The organism is Rhodopseudomonas sp. P2A-2r (genome assembly GCF_026015985.1).
Taxonomy (GTDB): domain Bacteria; phylum Pseudomonadota; class Alphaproteobacteria; order Rhizobiales; family Xanthobacteraceae; genus Tardiphaga.
This window is the reverse complement of record NZ_CP110389.1, coordinates 948,169-965,391: the sequence shown is the minus strand read 5'-3', so window position 1 is coordinate 965,391 and position 17,223 is coordinate 948,169. Positions and strand designations below refer to the sequence as shown.

The following is a 17,223-nucleotide window of genomic DNA, read 5'->3' as shown; positions in this document are numbered from 1 at the left end:
TTGCGGAGTTGTTAGGATCTGCCGACCGTATCGGCGGCACCGCCTTACTTCAAGCTTGGTATTTTTTGGCGAATGGTGATTGCAAATTCTCTGGAAGCAAGGCAATAATTCCTAAATTCCGCCATGATTCCCCGTCCGGTCGCTTGCGACGGACAACCCGGACCGACGCACATGCTAAGCCATGATCAGATCTGGAACGCCCTCGACCGCCTCGCCGAACGCAACGGCCTTTCACCGTCCGGCCTTGCGAAGAAAGCCGGCCTGGACGCCACCACCTTCAACAAATCCAAGCGCATCACCAATGACGGTCGCGAGCGCTGGCCTTCCACCGAATCGGTGTCCAAGGCGCTGACCGCCACCGGCGTCAGCATCGACAATTTCGTGCAGCTGATCGACGGCGTGGCGCGCTCGGTGCAGTCGGTGCCGCTGCTCGGCTTCGCCCAGGCCGGCGCCGGCGGCTATTTCGACGACGGCGGCTTTCCGGTCGGCAAGGGCTGGGACGAGGTCGGGCTGCCGTCCGTGAATGACGAACACGCTTATGCGCTGGAGATCTCCGGCGACTCGATGAAGCCGGCCTATCGCGACGGCGACGTCATCGTGGTGTCGCCGGGCGCCCAGATCCGCAAGGGCGACCGCGTGGTGGTCAAGACCACCGGCGGCGAGGTGATGGTCAAGGAGCTGAAGCGCCGGACCACCAAGACGCTCGAACTGGCATCGCTGAATCCGAATCACGTCGACCGCACCATCCCGGCCGCCGACGTGGAGTGGATCGCCCGGATCGTGTGGGCGAGCCAATAAGTCCAAATCGGAACTTTTTGGAACTTTCACGGAAAACACCGGTTCCGGGTTCCACGAATCAGCTATCGGGTTCCCATTCCATAAACGGGGAACCCGCCATGAATCGCCGCCACATGCTCAAGGCCCTCGCCGGCCTCGCTCTTTGCCCGGTCTGCACCACCACTTCAGGTTTTGCTGCGGAAGGTCACCACTGGAGTTATGACGGCGACGGCGGTCCGTCGCACTGGGGCGATCTCGACGCCGACAGCAAGGTCTGCGCGATCGGTGCGCAACAGTCTCCGCTGGACATCGGCACCACGGTCAAATCGCAACTGCCGCCCCTGCAGATCAAGTGGGGCCACACGGCCGATACCATCATCAACAACGGCCATACGATCCAGCTGAACTTCGCCCCCGGCAGCACGCTGCAACTGGACAAGACCACCTACAAGCTGCTGCAGGTGCACTTCCACCGTCCCAGCGAGCACATGATCGGCGGCAAGAATTTTCCGATGGAAGCGCACTTTGTGCACCGTTCGGATGCGGGTGCCCTCGCGGTGGTCGGCGTCCTGATGACGACCGGCAAGCCGAATGCCGCCTTCCGCAAGATCGTCGCAACCATGCCGGCGACCGAAGGCCCTGCGGTGAAGGCCGATGCCGGCATCGATCCCAACGCCCTGGTGCCGGCCAAGCGCGGCTATTATCGCTATCCCGGTTCGCTCACCACGCCGCCGTGCTCGGAAATCGTCGAATGGCTGGTGCTGACCGAGCCGATGCAGGTAGCCGCCGCGGACGTCGCGAGCTTCGCGAAACTCTATCCGATGAACGCCCGCCCGGCGCAGAAGGACAATCGCCGCTACGTGCTGCGGTCGAGCCTGTAGCCGCTGCATCCCTTCCCTCCAAAAAGGGGGAAGGGACAGGCGCCTAAGCGGTTCTTGCCAGCGTGCCGTCGATCATCGCGATGGCGTTGGGCACGCCGTAGACCGCAACGAACGAACCGAAGCGCGGCCCCTTCTCCTGGCCGAGCAACACCTGGTACAGCATGTTGAACCAGTCGAGCGAGACGCCGGGCTTGCCGTCCTTGGCCGCCTTTTTGTGGTCGAGGAACGGCTCGCGACGCCCGATCTCGTAGACAATGTCCTGGATCTGCTCGGCGGTCGCCTCTGCCGGCAGTTGCGACAGCGCATCGCGCAGGTCCTGCAGCGCCACGCGCTCGGCCTCGGTCGGCTCGCGGAACGTCTTGGTCGGCGCCACGAAGTCCCGATAATAGTTGATGGCGTAGCCGACGATGGCATCCAGCTTGGGATGGGTCTGCGCCGTCACGCCGGGCCGGTAGCGGGCGATGAAGCCCCACAGCGTCTCGGCATTCTCCGCATTGGATGACGACACCAGCGTCAGCAAGAGCTGGAAGGTGACCGGCATGTCCGACTTCGGCGGATGGCCGGCATGGATGTGCCAGACCGGATTGCTGAGCTGCTGCTTGCCGTCCTGGCGCGAAAACCCGTCGAGGAACTGCTGGTAGTCGTCGACGGCGCGCGGGATGACGTCGAAATACAATCGCTTCGCCGCCTTGGGTTCGCGGTACATGAACAGCGACAGCGATTCCGGCGACGCATAACGCAGCCATTCGTCGATGGTCAGGCCATTGCCCTTCGACTTGGAGATCTTGCCGCCCTTGTCGTCGAGGAACAGCTCGTAGATGAAGCTTTCCGGCGGGGTGCCGCCGATCGCCGAACAGATCTTGCTGGACAGCTTGACCGAGTCGATCAGGTCCTTGCCGGCCATTTCATAGTCGATGCCGAGCGCCGTCCAGCGCATCGCCCAGTCGGCCTTCCACTGACATTTGACATGACCGCCGGTGACCGGGGTCTCGACTTCCTCGTTCGTGTCCGGATCGACATAGGTCACCGTGCCAGCGCCGACGTCGCGGCGGATCATCGGCACCTGCAGCACCACGCCGGTGGTCCTGCTGATCGGCAGGAAGGGCGAATAGGTCGCGCGGCGATCCGGTCCCAGGGTCGGCAGGATCACATCCATGACCTTGTCATAGACCGCAAGCATCTTCAGCAGCGTGGCGTCGAAACGGCCGGATGTGTAGTACTCGGTCGACGAGGCGAATTCGTAGTCGAAGCCGAAATGATCGAGGAACGCGCGCAGCCGCGCATTGTTGGCGGCGCCGAACGACGGATATTCGTTGGAGAACGGATCCGGGACGCGCGACAGCGGCTTGCCCAGATGCGCGGTCAGCATGTCCTTGTTGGGCACGTTGTCCGGGACCTTGCGCAAGCCGTCCATGTCGTCGGAAAACGCAATCAGCCTGGTCTTGATCTTGTCCTCGGTGAGGACGCGAAAGGCGTGACGCACCATGGTGGTGCGCGCCACTTCGCCGAAAGTGCCGATATGCGGCAGGCCCGACGGGCCGTAGCCGGTCTCGAACAGCACTTCGTCCTTGGGCTTTTTCTTCAGCCTGTTCACCAGCGCTTTCGCCTGCTCGAACGGCCAGGCGTTGGATGTTTCGGCGAGCGCGCGCAGGTCGCTCGGGCTGGGCAAATCAATCGTGGACATCAGAAGGCCTCCGGGCCGCGCAAACTAGGCGGGTCAGCGTCGAAATGCAAAACCGCAATGGTCGGGTGAATTCAGAACGGACTGACGGAGAAATACCGCAGCCACAGATCGGTGTAGCGGCCTTTTTCCCAAAGCCGGAACAGGGCCCAGTTCAGCGCCTGGCGCAAAGTATCGTTGCCCTTGCGCACTGCGATGCCGACGCCTTCGCCGAAATAGCGGCTCTCGATGAACGGGCCGCCGCTGAAGGCGCAGCAATCGGCGGAATCTGTGCCGTTGATCCAGAACGCCAGCGAGATGGCGTCGCCGAAGATGAAGTCGACTTCGCCGCGCTTCAGCGCCTGGCGCATGGCGTCGTCATTCGGGTAGCTCACCAGCACGGCGTCGGTGAACATCGTCTTGAGATAGGCCTCGTGCGAGGATCCGCTGATGGCCCCGACCTTCTTGCCCTCGAGATATTCGGGCCGGATTTCCGCCATCACCGAGGTCTTGCGCGACACGAAACGCGCCGGCGCGCGGTAATAGGGATCGGTGAAGTCGACCCGGGCGCGGATCTGCGGGGTTACCGCCAATGAGGCGATGATGGCATCGCCGCGGTTGCTGGCGACGGCGTCCAGCAAGGTCTCGAAGCGGCGCATCTGGATGGTGCAGGTGGCCTTGATCTCCTCGCACAGCAGCCGCGCCAGATCGACGTTGAAGCCGGCCGGATTGCCGTCGGGGCCGGTGAAATTGAACGGCGGATAGTCGGTCTCGGTCAGGAAGCGGATCACGGTGATGCGCGACAGGTCGGGACGGTCCGGACGCCGCCGCGGGTCCCAGAATCCAGGCACAGCCTGCGGCCCCGGCTGCGTCACCGCAGACGCCGGCGCCTGCGCAGCGGCGGGACGCACCGATGCCACAAGCGCCGTCAGCAGCAGGCCGGTCCCCGCGAGAGCGACGATCGGCCGGAGCAGTCTTTGATTGATGAGGTTTTCTATCTGTGATTGCATACAGCGCGCTTCTGATTGCCTGGTCTTATAGACCATCCGGCGCCAGAGGCGAGTGGCGTTTGCGTGGCGGGGGCGTCGCATGGCCAGGCTGGACCGCGTCGGGGATCGCAGGTCGGGCGCGATGTGGCCGCACGCGGCATCGGCACAACAAGCCTGCGTCGGGGAATTGCCGTCGTTTCTCGCCGCAAGGGCGGGCGCGGTCCCGGCCGGCAATGACAACCTGCGCCACCTCTGCGATCGCGGACCGGCCTATGAACTGGACTGCCTGCGGCATGTGCTGGCCCCGGATCTGCTGCAGCGCGCCGAGCGCCGCGCCGGCCACCTCGGCATCGGTGCCGACCAGGTGCTGATCCAATGGGGCATGATCGACGACACCGCGTACCTGAGGCACCTGTCGCAGCACACCGGCATCGCCATCGACGAATTGCTCGATGTCGACCGCAGCGATCTGCTGCTGCGCGACGGGCAGATCGCGGCGGCAGCCGCTTCCGGCATGGTCCAGCTGCGCAGGGATGGCCGGCTTGTCCTGGCGATCGCGCCGCGCAACCTCACCGCCCGCTCGATCTGCCGGGCCGTGGCGGCCGATCCTGCCCTGACGCGCAGCATGCGGCTGACGTCGGAGGCCGCCCTCCGGCGCTTGCTCCTGCAGCAGGGCGGTGCCGCGCTGGCCCGCAGTGCGGCACGTGGCGTCAGCGACAGCTATTCGTCGATGTCGGCGGCGCCCGGCCTGGACGACAGGGTGTGGCGTGGACGCCTGAAACGCGGAGCGGCCGTCGGCGCAGTTGCGCTATTGCCGCCGCTGATGATCCCGGCCGCCTGGTGGACCCTGCTGGCGCTGTGTTTCCTCGGCTTCGTGATGCTGCGTCTCGTCGCGTGTTGTTGGCCGCGACCGCGGCGACTGCCGATGGCGCGGCTGCCGGACGACCGGCTGCCGATCTACACGACCATCGCACCGCTCTTCCGTGAGGCGGACTGCGTCGCTCCCCTGATGCGGGTCATCGACGCGCTCGACTACCCCCATGAGAAGCTCGATGTCATCCTCGTCGTCGAGCCTGACGATCCGGCAACTCTTGCGGCGATCGCACAGCTCGGGCCGAGGCCGCATCTCCGGGTCCTGGTCGCCCCGGCGGTGGCACCGCAAACCAAGCCGAAAGCCCTGAACTGGGCGCTGCCGTTTGCGCGCGGGAGCTTCATCGCGGTGTTCGATGCGGAAGACCTCCCGGAGACCGGTCAGTTGCGAGCCGCACTCGACGCGTTTCGCAGCTCCGATGCCAGGGTCGCCTGCGCCCAGGCCAGCCTGTGCATCGACAACGAGACCCATAGCTGGCTGTCGCGGACCTTTGCCGTCGAATATGCCGGCCAGTTCGATGCGGTGCTGCCAGGGCTGTCGGCCATGGGGTTGCCGCTTCCGCTCGGCGGCTCGTCGAACCATTTCCGCACGTCGGTGCTGCGCTCGGTGCGCGGCTGGGACGCCTTCAACGTTACCGAAGACGCCGATCTCGACTTCCGGCTCGCCCGTTTCGGACATCGCTCGGTCACCTTCGACTCGACCACCTTCGAGGAGGCGCCCATCCACTTTCGCGCGTGGCGGCGGCAACGCTCGCGCTGGATGAAGGGCTGGCTGCAGACCTGGTGCGTGCACATGCGCCATCCGCGACAGCTGTGGGGTGACGCCGGCCCCGGCGGATTTTTCGCGCTCAACATGATCGCAGGCGGCAATGTGCTGACCGCGCTGGCCTATCCTGCCATGGTGCTTGGAATGGCGATGCGCGCGCTCGGCCACTTTTCAGGGTCGCCGCCTGCCGTGCCGGCGGCGCTCTATGCCCTCGTGATCGCCGCGACCTGCCTTTCCACGATTGCGGTCGGGCTGATCGGCACCGGGCGGCGCGGTCGCCGGCGCGACCTCTGGATCCTGGCCATGACGCCGCTGTATTGGGGATGCCTGTCGGTCGCAGCGTGGCGCGCGGTAGCCCAGTTCGTCTGGGTCCCCTATCGTTGGGAGAAGACCGAGCACGGCGTTGTCCGGCGGACCGGCAGCGCTCCGGCCTCACCTGCTCCCTTGCAACACGACGCCAGCGTTCAAAGATAACGCTTGAGATCCGTCGCCGCTTCTTCCGGCTTGCGCTTGAGATTGAACGGCGCGACGAATTTTCCGTCGCGGTCCATCAGATAGATCAGTGCGGTGTGATCCATGGTGTAGTCGCCATCCTTCAGCGGCACCTTCTTGGCATAGACCCGGAAGCCGGAGATTACCTTTGCCACCGCGGCCTCGTCGCCGGTCAGCCCCTTGAGATGCGGATCGAAGCTCGACAGATAGTCCTTCATGGCCGCCTTGGTATCGCGCTCGGGATCGACCGAGACGAAATAGGCGTTGACGCGATCGGCGTCGGGACCCATCGCGCGCAGCACTTCGGATATCTCGAACAGCGACGTCGGGCAGATGTCCGGGCAATGGGTGAAGCCGAAGAAGATCAGCGTCGGCTTGCCCTTGAGGCTGGCCTCGGTGACGGTCTGGCCGGTCTGGTCGCTGAGCTGGAACGGCCCGCCGATGGCCGCCGGTGCGGCGACCTTTTGCAGGCCACCGACCAGCCACAACACCACGAGCAACCCGGCCGCGAGGCTGGCGGCAAAGGCCGCGATCACGACCAGTGGCCGGGTGGTTGAATCCGACATGCGATGTCCCTTGAATTGGCTCAGATGCAGGCCGCGATGCCCGACTTGATCATCTCGAAAAACACTGCGGTGCCATAATGCACCCACAGTGCGGCGGCGCCGACCACGAGCACGACCGCAAACACCGCGGTCGCGGCGACGATCGCAAAGGCCACGCCGGAGGGTTGCACCGGGCTCAGGCTGTCTCGGGCGGGTACGGGCTGGGCCATGCGGGCATCTCGATGAACGGCGACAACCGGCGCGCCGTCATGGCGACCGGTCGATCAGTTCCAGATAGGCTCAGATGCGACCTTGGGCAAGCGCGACCGGTGCCGCTCCGATCACGTCATCATGATGGCGTGTCCGGCTCAGCGCACCGACGCCTGGGCGTCCATATAGCAGGGCTTGTACATGCCCGCGAGCTGACGACCGCGCAGGAAGATCATGTGCGGGGTCAGCCCGCCGCGCCGCGCGATCCAGCGGCGCACCGGCGTGGGATACATGGAGTACAGCATCTGCGTCGCTTCGGGATTGGTCACTGCCCGGCCGTTGGAGCCGACATCCCAGGCGGCGTGGAAGCCGAGATTGGCGTTGGAAGTCACGCAGATCTTGTCGTGCGGAACGGCGCCGAGCACGATGGTGCAGGCCGAGGCGCAGAGCCCGTCGATGATCACGGTCTCGCCGGAGCTGCGCAGGCCCTGATATTTGTCGACGTAGGTTCCGATCCTGCCGCCGCGGTCATCCGCAATGCGGACCACGGCATGACTTGCCCCGATACCCGCGAACAATAAGACCGCCGCGAGCAGCCCCGTAACCAACCTCATGACCAGCCCCAGTTCAAACCTAAGTCCAAAACCCGACGATCCGAATCTGTCCCGGTGATGCAGGACGATGCCAGCGTGTTGCGATATCGATTTTTTGTCCAGACGAACGCGATGGCTCAAATGCGATTCAAATGAAGTGTTGCACGCAAGATGCACCCGTCGCGTCGGGGGTCCCAAACTGGAACAGCCATTGACCGCTGCGCACGGTCCGCGCTTCAATCGGAGCAACGATAAAAACGGGGAACGCAATGGCTGACGATGCTGACGTCATCGTGGTCGGCGGCGGGCTCGCCGGCCTGGTGGCCGCGACCGAGGTCGCCGACGCCGGCAAGCACGTCATCGTGCTGGATCAGGAGGGCGAACAGAATCTCGGCGGCCAGGCGTTCTGGTCGTTCGGCGGACTGTTCCTGGTGGACTCGCCGGAGCAACGCCGGCTTGGCATCAAAGACAGCGTCGAGCTTGCGATGCAGGACTGGGCCGGTTCCGCCGGCTTCGACCGCGACGATGATCACTGGCCACGGCGCTGGGCGGAGGCCTACATCGCCTTCGCCGCCGGCGAAAAACGCAGCTGGTTGCGCGCCATGGGCCATCGGATCTTCCCGGTGGTCGGGTGGGCCGAGCGCGGCGGCTACGACGCCATGGGCCACGGCAATTCAGTACCCAGGTTCCATGTCACCTGGGGCACCGGACCCGGCGTGATCGAGCCGTTCGTGCGCCGCGCCCGCGAAGCCCAGGCAAAGGGGCTGCTGAGCTTCCGGTTTCGCCATCGCATCGATGCGCTCGGCATGAGCAACGGCACGGTCGACGGCGTCAGCGGCGCGATCCTGGAGCCGACCAACGTGGCGCGCGGCGAGATCAGTTCGCGCGTCGTGACCGGCAACTTCTCACTGCGGGCGCAGGCGGTCATCGTTGCCTCCGGCGGCATCGGCGGCAATCACGAGCTAGTGCGGCAGAACTGGCCGTCGCGATTGGGTGCGCCGCCGGCGCGCATGATCTCCGGCGTGCCCGCCCATGTCGACGGCCGCATGATCGGCATCACCGAAGCCGCCGGCGCGCGGCTGATCAACCGCGACCGCATGTGGCATTATGTGGAAGGCCTGCAGAACTGGAATCCGATCTGGCCGATGCACGGCATCCGTATCCTGCCGGGCCCTCTTCCCTGTGGTTCGACGCCACCGGCAAGCGGCTGCCGTCGCCGCTGTTTCCGGGCTCCGATACGCTCGGGCAGCTGCAATACATCCAGTCGACCGGCTACGATTATTCCTGGTTCGTGCTGACCCAGAGCATCATCAAGAAGGAATTCGCGCTGTCGGGTTCCGAGCAGAATCCCGACCTTACCGGCAAGAGCTGGCGGATGACCCTGAAGCGCGCCACCAACAAGGGGGCGCCGGCGCCGGTGGAAGCGTTCAAGCGGCACGGCGTGGATTTCGTGGTGCGCGACACGCTGGAGGATCTGGTCACCGGCATGAATGCGCTGAGCGGCGACAACCTGCTCAAGCTCGATCATCTGCGCGCGCAGATCGAGGCGCGCGACCGCGCCATCGCCAATCCTTATGTCAAGGACACCCAGGTGATGAACCTGCACAACGCGCGCAAATATATCGGCGACCGGCTGATCCGCACCGCCAGACCGCACCGCATCCTCGATCCCGCCCATGGGCCGCTGATCGCGGTGCGGCTGAACATACTGACCCGGAAGACGCTGGGCGGCTTCGAGACCGATCTCGACGCCCGGGTGTTCGGGCAGCACGGCCAGATCATGCCCGGCCTCTATGCGGCCGGCGAGGCCGCGGGCTTCGGCGGCGGCGGAATGCATGGATACCGCTCGCTGGAGGGCACATTCCTGGGCGGCTGCCTGTTCTCAGGACGCAATGCCGGCCGGGCAGCGGCGGCGGACATCGGATAGGACGCGTCGTGCCGCAACGGGAACTTAGACCAAAATAGTAAAATAATATGACTAGTCAGCTCTATCCCGGCGTGTAATAGATTTGCGCACACGAGGCGCTCGCAGAAGCGCCATTGCACATCGGGAGAGACACTCATGACACGCAAGATCCTGACGACCCTGCTTGCCGCCACTGCCCTTGCCGGGTTTGCCTTCAGCGCCTCCGCCGCCCAGTTGACCATCGGATTTTCGCAGATCGGTTCGGAATCCGGCTGGCGCGCCGCGGAGACCTCGGTCTCCAAGTCCGAAGCCAAGAAGCGCAACATCACCCTCAAGATCGCCGACGCCCAGCAGAAACAGGAGAACCAGATCAAGGCGATCCGTTCCTTCGTCGCGCAGAAGGTCGATGCCATCTTCCTCGCGCCGGTGGTCTCCACCGGTTGGGACGCGGTGCTGAAAGAAGCCAAGGAAGCCAAGATTCCCGTCGTGCTGCTCGACCGCGACATCGATCCGTCGGGCAAGGACCTCTATCTGACCGCGGTAACCTCCGACAGTGTGCATGAAGGCGAGGTCGCCGGCGACTGGCTGGCCAAGACCGTCGGCAGCAAGGCCTGCAACATCGTCGAGCTGCAGGGCACGGTGGGCGCCAGCGTTGCCGCCAACCGCAAGAAGGGTTTCGATACCGCCATCGCCAAGCATGCCAACCTCAAGGTGGTGCGCAGCCAGACCGGCGATTTCACCCGCGCCAAGGGCAAGGAAGTGATGGAGAGCTTCATCAAGGCCGAAGGCGGCGGCAAGAATATCTGCGCGGTCTACGCCCATAACGACGACATGATGGTCGGCGCGATCCAGGCCATGAAGGAAGCCGGCCTCAAGCCCGGCAAGGATATCCTCACCGTCTCCATCGACGCCGTGCCGGACATCTTCAAGGCGATCGCCGCCGGCGAAGCCAACGCCACCGTCGAACTGACCCCGGACATGGCGGGACCCGCCTTCGACGCCATCGTCGCCTTTAAGGACAAGGGCACCGTGCCGCCGAAGTGGATCCAGACCGAATCCAAGCTCTACACGGCGGCCGATAATCCGCAGAAGGTCTACGATAGCAAGAAGGGCCTCGGCTACTGAGCGCCGGAGCGTGACCTCTGGCTGTCATTCCGGGTCTGAGCCTTCGTCGGCGACGTCGACCAGGCACCTCCCGGAATGGCAGCCTACGTTTCGACCTTTTTGAGCCGTTGCCTGTCCTGCAGCGGCGATGAGTATCAAGCCTATGCCTGCGCTCGCTGACCTCTCCCCGCCTTTGCTGCAAACCAGCGGGCTCACCAAGAGTTTCGCCGGCGTCCGCGTGCTCGACGGCGTCGACATCACGCTGCGCGCCGGCGAGATCCACGCCTTGCTGGGCGAAAATGGCGCCGGCAAATCGACACTGATCAAGCTGGTCACCGGCGTCGTGGCACGGGACAGCGGCATCGTCCGGCTCGACAGCGTCGAGATCGCGCCGCGTTCGGCGGACGCCGCCCAGCAGGCGGGCATCGCCACCGTGTATCAGGAGGTCAACCTGCTGCCCAACCTGTCGGTGGCGCAGAACCTGTTTCTCGGCCGGCAGCCGACGCGATTCGGCTTCGTGCGCGACACAGAGATGCGCCGCCGCGCCTCGCTGCTGCTGAAGGAATTCGGGCTCGACATCGATGTGTCAGCACCGCTCGGCGACTATTCGGTCGCGGTACAGCAGATCACCGCCATCGCGCGGGCCGTCGACATGTCGGCGCGGGTGCTGATTCTCGATGAACCCACCGCCAGCCTCGACAAGCACGAGGTCGAAATCCTGTTCGCCGTGATGCGCCAGCTCGCCAGCCGCGGCATCGGCGTGTTGTTCGTTACGCATTTCCTGGATCAGGTTTACGCCATCAGCGACCGCATCACCGTGCTGCGCAACGGCCGGCTGGTCGGCGAGCGCGAGACTGCAAGTCTGCCGCGCATGGAGCTGGTACACATGATGCTCGGCCGCGAGCTCAGCGATGTCACCGCCGAACGCGTCCACACTCCCGCCGACACCGCACGCGCGCCCTATGCGTCGTTCCATCAGTTCGGCAAAGCCGGCTACGTCGCGCCGTTCGATCTCGAATTGCGCAGCGGCGAAGTGGTCGGCCTCGCCGGGCTGCTGGGCTCCGGGCGCACGGAAACGGCGCGCCTCGTCTTCGGCGTCGAACGCGCCGATGCCGGCGCCGCGATCGTGAATGGCCGGCCGGCGCGGCTGCATTCGCCGCGCGACGCCGTGAAGCTCGGCTTCGGCTACTGTCCCGAAGAGCGCAAGACCGACGGCATCGTGGCCGAGCTGACCGTGCGCGAAAATATCGTGCTGGCGCTGCAGGCACGACGCGGCATGCTGAAGCCGCTGTCGCGCCGCGAACAGGACGACATCGCAAATCGTTTCATCAAACTGCTCGACATTCGCCCGGCCGATCCGGAGCGCCCCATCGGTCTGTTGTCCGGCGGCAACCAGCAGAAGGCGCTGCTGGCGCGCTGGCTGGCCATCGAACCGCGCCTGCTGATCCTCGACGAACCGACCCGCGGCATCGACGTCGGCGCCCACGCCGAAATCATCCGGCTGATCCAGAAACTGTGCGCCGACGGGCTGGCCTTGCTGGTGATTTCCTCGGAGCTCGAGGAGATCGTCACCTATGCCGACGAGGTGATCGTGCTGCGCGAGCGCGCGCACGTCGCGTCGCTGGCCGGCGACGCCATCAACGTAACGTCGATCGTCGCGGCCATCGCCGCCGATCAGCACGCGGCATAAGGGGATCTGAATGGCATTTCGCCTGCCCCGCTCCGGCCTGCCGCAAGTGGTCGCCTTTCTGGCGATCCTCGCCATCAACTGGACCGTGTCGCCGCAATTCTTCGATCTCAGGCTGCAGGACGGACGGCTGTTCGGCAGCCTGGTCGATGTCTTCAACCGCGGCGCGCCAGTAGCATTGCTGTCGCTCGGCATGGTGCTGGTGATCGCCACCCGCGGCATCGATCTCTCGGTCGGTGCGGTGATGGCGATCTCCGGCGCCATCGCCGCGAGCCTCGCCGACAGCCACTCGCTGCCGGTGGTGCTGGCGGCGGCCCTCGGCGCCGGCCTGGTGTGCGGCTTGTGGAACGGTTTCCTGGTCGCGGTGCTCGGTATCCAGCCGATCGTCGCGACGCTGATCCTGATGGTCGCCGGGCGCGGCATCGCGCAATTGATTACCGAGGGCCGCATCGTCACCTTCACCGCGCCGGATCTGGTGTGGTTCGGCGGCGGCTCGGTGCTCGGCATTCCCGCGCCGGTGGCGATCACGCTCGGCATGCTGCTTGTCACCCTGGCTTTGGTACGCGGCACCGCGCTGGGGCTGATGATCGAAGCCACCGGCGGCAATGCCCGCGCCAGCGCGCTGGCCGGCGTCGGCACCACGGCCATGACCATGGCGGTCTATGTCTGGTGCAGTCTTTGCGCGGCGCTGGCGGGCATCGTTGCCGCCGCAGATATTCTCGGCGCCGATGCCAACAATGCCGGCCTGTGGCTCGAGCTCGACGCCATCCTCGCCGTGGTGATCGGCGGCACGTCGCTGTTCGGCGGCCGCTTCAGCCTGGTTTTCGCGATGTTGGGCGCGTTGATCATCCAGGCCATGAACACCGGCATCCTGCTGTCCGGCTTCCGTCCGGAATTCAATCTGGTGGTCAAGGCCGTGGTGGTGCTGGTGGTGCTGCTGCTGCAGTCGCCGCGGTTGTCCGGCCTCGGCCTGCTGCTGTCGAAGGTGCGGAAATGAACCGGCTGTTTCCCGTCCTCGTCACATTGGCGGTGTTCGTCGCCGGCTTTATCCTCTGTTCGGTCCAGTTTCCGAACTTCGCTTCGACGCGAGTCGTGGCCGACCTGCTCACCGACAACGCCTTCCTCGGCATCGTCGCCACCGGCATGACCTTCGTCATCATATCCGGCGGCATCGACCTGTCGGTCGGCGCGGTGATCGGCTTCACCACGGTGTTCCTGGCCATCGCCATCGAGCATCTCGGCCTGTCGCCGTGGCTGGCCTTCGCCTTGATCCTGCTGATCTGCGCCGGCTTCGGCGCGGCGATGGGCGCGGTGATCCAGTTTTTCGACCTGCCGCCCTTCATCGTCACCCTCGCGGGGATGTTCCTGGCGCGCGGCACCAGCTTCCTGATGTCGACCGAATCGATCCCGATCACGGCGCCGCTCTATGCCAACCTCGCCGACCACGCCATCGCGCTGCCCGGCGGCGGCCAGCTCACCGTGATTGCGATGATCATGCTTGCGGTGTTCGCCGCCGGCATGGTGCTGCTGCACTTCACGAAATTCGGGGCCAATGTCTACGCGCTCGGCGGCAGCCGCATCTCCGCGGCGTTGATGGGCATCCGCGTCGGGCGGACTACGATCCTGATCTACATGCTGTCCAGCGTGTTGGCAGGTCTGTCCGGCATCGTGTTCTCGTTCTACACCTCTGCCGGCTATTCGCTGTCGGCGGTCGGCGTCGAGCTGGACACCATCGCCGCGGTGGTGATCGGCGGCACGCTGCTCACCGGCGGTTATGGCTTCGTGTTCGGCACTTTTGTGGGCGTGCTGATCCAGGGCCTGATCCAGAGCTACATCAACTTCGACGGCACGCTGTCTAGCTGGTGGACCAAGATTGCCACCGGCATCCTGCTGTTCACATTTATTGTGTTGCAGCAGGCTATGGTTGGCTTCGCCCGCCGGTCCAGCCGCCGCAGCCTGGGAGCGACGTCGTCATGAGCCCGCAGATCGTTTCCATCCCGACCCAGCGCGCCCATTCCAACCATGCCGAAGTGGCCCGCAACATCGGTATCAACATCATCTCCGGCCGCTACGCCGAGGGCACCAAGCTGCCCGGCGATGCCGAGCTGACTCTGCTGTTCGGCGTGTCGCGCCCGGTGCTGCGCGAAGCTGTCAAGACCCTGGTGGCCAAGGGGTTGCTCAGCACCAAGGCGCGGGTCGGTACCGTGGTGCGCGAGCGCTCGGCCTGGAACATGTTCGACATCGACGTGCTCGCCTGGCATCTCGACGCCGGCATCGACAAGCGCTTCCTGCGCGACCTTGCCGACATCCGGCTGGCGGTGGAACCGCACGCCGCCGCCCTGGCCGCCGAACGCCGCACCGAGGCCGAAGTCGCCGAGCTGCGCCGCAGCATGGCCTGCATGCGCGCCGCACCGTCGGACTCCGTGAGCTTTGCCGACGCCGACCTCAGCCTGCACATCACCGTGGCCAACGCCTCCGGCAACCCGTTCATGCGCTCGATCGGCTGGGTCATCGAGGCGGCGCTGCGCGCCTCGTTCATCCTGAGCGCGCCGGTCGAGGCGCCGGAGCGCGAGACCGTGCTGGCGTCGCATGAGCGGATCGTCGAGGCGATCGCCGCCCAGGATGCCGATGAGGCGGCTGCGCAGATGACCAGCGTGATCCTGAACGGGTTGCGCCGGCATGGCGCGGCGGATTGACCGGGGCGACCATGGACAACGAACCCAACGACCATCGCAAGGGACCAAGCCGGTGAATCCGATTCAACTCGCCATCGTCGGCCTCGGCAAGATCGCGCGGGACCAGCACATCCCGGCCATCGCGGCGACGGACGGCATTGAGCTCAGGGCCGTCGCCAGCCGCAATGCCGCGCTCGACGGCATCGCCCACTTCGCCACCCTCGACGAGTTGCTGACGCAGGCGCCCGAGATCGATGCGGTGGCGCTGTGCACCCCGCCGCAAGTCCGCCGGGCGCAGGCCGCCGCCGCACTCGCCGCCGGCAAGCACGTGTTGCTGGAAAAGCCTCCGGGCGCCACGGTCAGCGAAATGGCGCCGCTGATCGCCGCGGCGAAGGACTCCGGCAAGACGCTGTTCGCCAGCTGGCATTCGCGCTTCGCCGCGGCCGTTGAACCGGCACGGGCGTTCCTCGCCAACCGCGAGATCCGGTCCGTCGCCATTGCATGGAAGGAAGACGTACGTGTCTGGCATCCCGGCCAGCGCTGGATCTTCGAGCCGGGCGGGCTCGGCGTATTCGATCCCGGCATCAATGCGCTGTCGATCCTGACCCGCATCCTGCCGCGGCCATTTTTCCTGACCGAGGCGGAGCTGTCGTTCCCGGCCAATTGCGCGGCGCCGATTGCGGCGAATCTGGATTTCTCCGACGAGAGCGGCATGGCCATCCGCGCCGAATTCAACTTTCTGCAGACCGGCCCGCAGACCTGGGAGATCCGTGTCGAAACCGGCGACGGCGTGTTGACGTTGTCCGAAGGCGGCGCGAAGCTCACTTATGCCGGCGTGGCACTGGCGGAAACGCAGCAGGAATACCCCGCGCTGTATCGTCACTTCGTCGACCTGGTCCGGCGCGGTACATCGGATGTCGATCTCGCACCTCTGATCCATGTTGCGGATGCTTTCATGCTGGGCCGGCGCCTTGTCGTCGACGCGTTCGAGGATTGACCATGACAGGCACCGTCACGCGCGACATCTTCGGTCACCTGCCCGACGGCACGGCGGTGGAACGCATCTGCCTGCGCACCGCCGACGGAATCGAGGCACGGATCATCACCTGGGGCGCCGCGCTGCAGGCATTGCTGGTGCCGGACCGCAACGGTGACATCGCGGACGTCGTCCTCGGCTTCGACGATCTCGACGGCTACACCGTGCCGGGTCGTTATTTCGGTGCGACCGTCGGCCGCTATGCCAACCGCATTGCAGGTGCCGGCTTCGATCTCGACGGCACGCGCGTTGCCCTTGCGGCCAATGAAGCGCCCAACGCCCTGCATGGCGGCGTCGAGGGCTTCTGCCGCAAGATCTGGACCGTCGTCGCCACCGAGGACGGTCCGGCCCCCGCCGTGACGCTGGCACTTCACAGCCCCGACGGCGACGAGGGTTATCCGGGCGCGCTCGACGTCCGCGCCAGCTACCGCATCTCGGGGCCTGGCGAACTGACCATCGACTACACGGCCGGCACCTCGCGGCCGACGGTGGTGAGCCTGACCAATCACAGCTTCTTCAACCTCGACGGCGCCGCGGTTGGAGGCGATATCCTCGACCATCGCCTGAGCCTGGCCGCCGACGCCTTCCTCGCCATCGACGAGCACAGGATTCCGCAGCAGGGCGCGCCGCGCGACGTCGCTGGCTCGCCGTTCGATTTCCGCGACGCCCATGCGATCGGCGCCCGGATTCGCGACGCCGACGCGCAGCTGCAGCGCGGTCGCGGCTATGACCACAATTTCTGCCTGCGCGACTCGTCCGACCTGCGGCTCGCCGCAACGCTGCAGGCGCCTCGTTCCGGCCGCATCATGGAGCTACACACCAACCAGCCCGGCCTGCAGTTCTATTCCGGCAACTATCTCGACGGCAGCGTGACGGGCAAGGACGGCCGCCCGCACCGTCAGTTCGACGCGCTGTGCCTCGAGCCGCAAAACTGGCCCGACGCGCCGAACCGGCCGGACTTCCCGTCCGCACGCCTCGACCCCGGCACCACCTACCGGAACCAGACGCTCTACCGATTTTCGACCGCCTGAA

General features: G+C 65.6%; 15 protein-coding genes and 1 pseudogene. 11 read left to right on the top strand and 5 right to left on the bottom strand.

Going from position 1 to position 17,223, the window contains the following annotated elements; all coding sequences use genetic code 11:
- The first annotated feature begins 171 nt into the window (after positions 1-171).
- The gene (locus tag ONR75_RS04485; RefSeq protein ID WP_265081563.1) at positions 172-798 is read left to right on the top strand and encodes a helix-turn-helix transcriptional regulator; all 627 of its coding nucleotides are present in this window, start codon (positions 172-174) and stop codon (positions 796-798) included.
- Positions 799-896: 98 nt separating this feature from the next.
- Positions 897-1,658, top strand: a complete 762-nt coding sequence (locus tag ONR75_RS04480) for a carbonic anhydrase (RefSeq protein ID WP_265081562.1) — start codon at positions 897-899, stop codon at positions 1,656-1,658.
- 43 nt (positions 1,659-1,701) lie between these two features.
- Here the strand turns inward: ONR75_RS04480 and ONR75_RS04475 are convergent, their stop codons facing one another.
- Positions 1,702-3,342: a lysine--tRNA ligase gene (locus tag ONR75_RS04475; protein ID WP_265081561.1), complete on the bottom strand. Its 1,641-nt coding sequence runs from the start codon at positions 3,340-3,342 to the stop codon at positions 1,702-1,704.
- Positions 3,343-3,413: 71 nt separating this feature from the next.
- On the bottom strand, positions 3,414-4,328 hold the full coding sequence (locus ONR75_RS04470) for a transporter substrate-binding domain-containing protein (RefSeq protein ID WP_265081560.1): 915 nt from the start codon (positions 4,326-4,328) through the stop codon (positions 3,414-3,416).
- 79 nt (positions 4,329-4,407) lie between these two features.
- Here ONR75_RS04470 and ONR75_RS04465 point away from each other — a divergent pair, with 79 nt between their 5' ends.
- Positions 4,408-6,417, top strand: coding sequence for a glycosyltransferase (locus ONR75_RS04465; RefSeq protein ID WP_265081559.1), 2,010 nt, complete (start codon positions 4,408-4,410; stop codon positions 6,415-6,417).
- On the opposite strand, the gene ONR75_RS04460 is transcribed toward ONR75_RS04465, so the two are convergent.
- From ONR75_RS04460 to ONR75_RS04450, 3 genes are all read right to left on the bottom strand, one after another.
- Complete coding sequence (locus ONR75_RS04460; protein WP_265081558.1) at positions 6,408-7,001, bottom strand: SCO family protein; 594 nt, start codon at positions 6,999-7,001, stop codon at positions 6,408-6,410. The two genes, ONR75_RS04465 and ONR75_RS04460, sit on opposite strands and share 10 nt — an antisense overlap.
- Before the next feature lie 20 nt (positions 7,002-7,021).
- Complete coding sequence (locus tag ONR75_RS04455; protein WP_265081557.1) at positions 7,022-7,210, bottom strand: hypothetical protein; 189 nt, start codon at positions 7,208-7,210, stop codon at positions 7,022-7,024.
- Positions 7,211-7,348: 138 nt separating this feature from the next.
- Positions 7,349-7,804, bottom strand: coding sequence for a hypothetical protein (locus tag ONR75_RS04450; RefSeq protein ID WP_265081556.1), 456 nt, complete (start codon positions 7,802-7,804; stop codon positions 7,349-7,351).
- Positions 7,805-8,052: 248 nt separating this feature from the next.
- On the opposite strand from ONR75_RS04450, the pseudogene ONR75_RS04445 reads away from it, so the two are divergent.
- From ONR75_RS04445 to ONR75_RS04410, 8 genes and pseudogenes are all read left to right on the top strand, one after another.
- Positions 8,053-9,710, top strand: a pseudogene (locus ONR75_RS04445) (FAD-binding dehydrogenase).
- 135 nt (positions 9,711-9,845) lie between these two features.
- Positions 9,846-10,814: a galactofuranose ABC transporter, galactofuranose-binding protein YtfQ gene (ytfQ, locus tag ONR75_RS04440; RefSeq protein ID WP_265081555.1), complete on the top strand. Its 969-nt coding sequence runs from the start codon at positions 9,846-9,848 to the stop codon at positions 10,812-10,814.
- Positions 10,815-10,941: 127 nt separating this feature from the next.
- The gene (locus ONR75_RS04435) at positions 10,942-12,483 is read left to right on the top strand and encodes a sugar ABC transporter ATP-binding protein (protein ID WP_265081554.1); all 1,542 of its coding nucleotides are present in this window, start codon (positions 10,942-10,944) and stop codon (positions 12,481-12,483) included.
- A 10-nt stretch (positions 12,484-12,493) separates the two neighbouring features.
- The gene (locus ONR75_RS04430; protein ID WP_265081553.1) at positions 12,494-13,477 is read left to right on the top strand and encodes an ABC transporter permease; all 984 of its coding nucleotides are present in this window, start codon (positions 12,494-12,496) and stop codon (positions 13,475-13,477) included.
- On the top strand, positions 13,474-14,457 hold the full coding sequence (gene yjfF / locus ONR75_RS04425; RefSeq protein ID WP_265081552.1) for a galactofuranose ABC transporter, permease protein YjfF: 984 nt from the start codon (positions 13,474-13,476) through the stop codon (positions 14,455-14,457). Before ONR75_RS04430 ends, yjfF begins: the two co-directional genes overlap by 4 nt.
- Positions 14,454-15,176, top strand: a complete 723-nt coding sequence (locus ONR75_RS04420) for a FadR/GntR family transcriptional regulator (protein WP_265081551.1) — start codon at positions 14,454-14,456, stop codon at positions 15,174-15,176. The genes yjfF and ONR75_RS04420 overlap by 4 nt, the downstream gene beginning before the upstream one ends.
- Positions 15,177-15,228: 52 nt before the next feature.
- Positions 15,229-16,152: a Gfo/Idh/MocA family protein gene (locus ONR75_RS04415; RefSeq protein WP_265081550.1), complete on the top strand. Its 924-nt coding sequence runs from the start codon at positions 15,229-15,231 to the stop codon at positions 16,150-16,152.
- A gap of 2 nt (positions 16,153-16,154) precedes the next feature.
- A complete protein-coding gene (locus tag ONR75_RS04410; RefSeq protein WP_265081549.1) occupies positions 16,155-17,222 on the top strand; it encodes an aldose epimerase family protein in 1,068 nt (355 codons plus the stop codon).
- The last annotated feature ends 1 nt before the right edge of the window (position 17,223 follow it).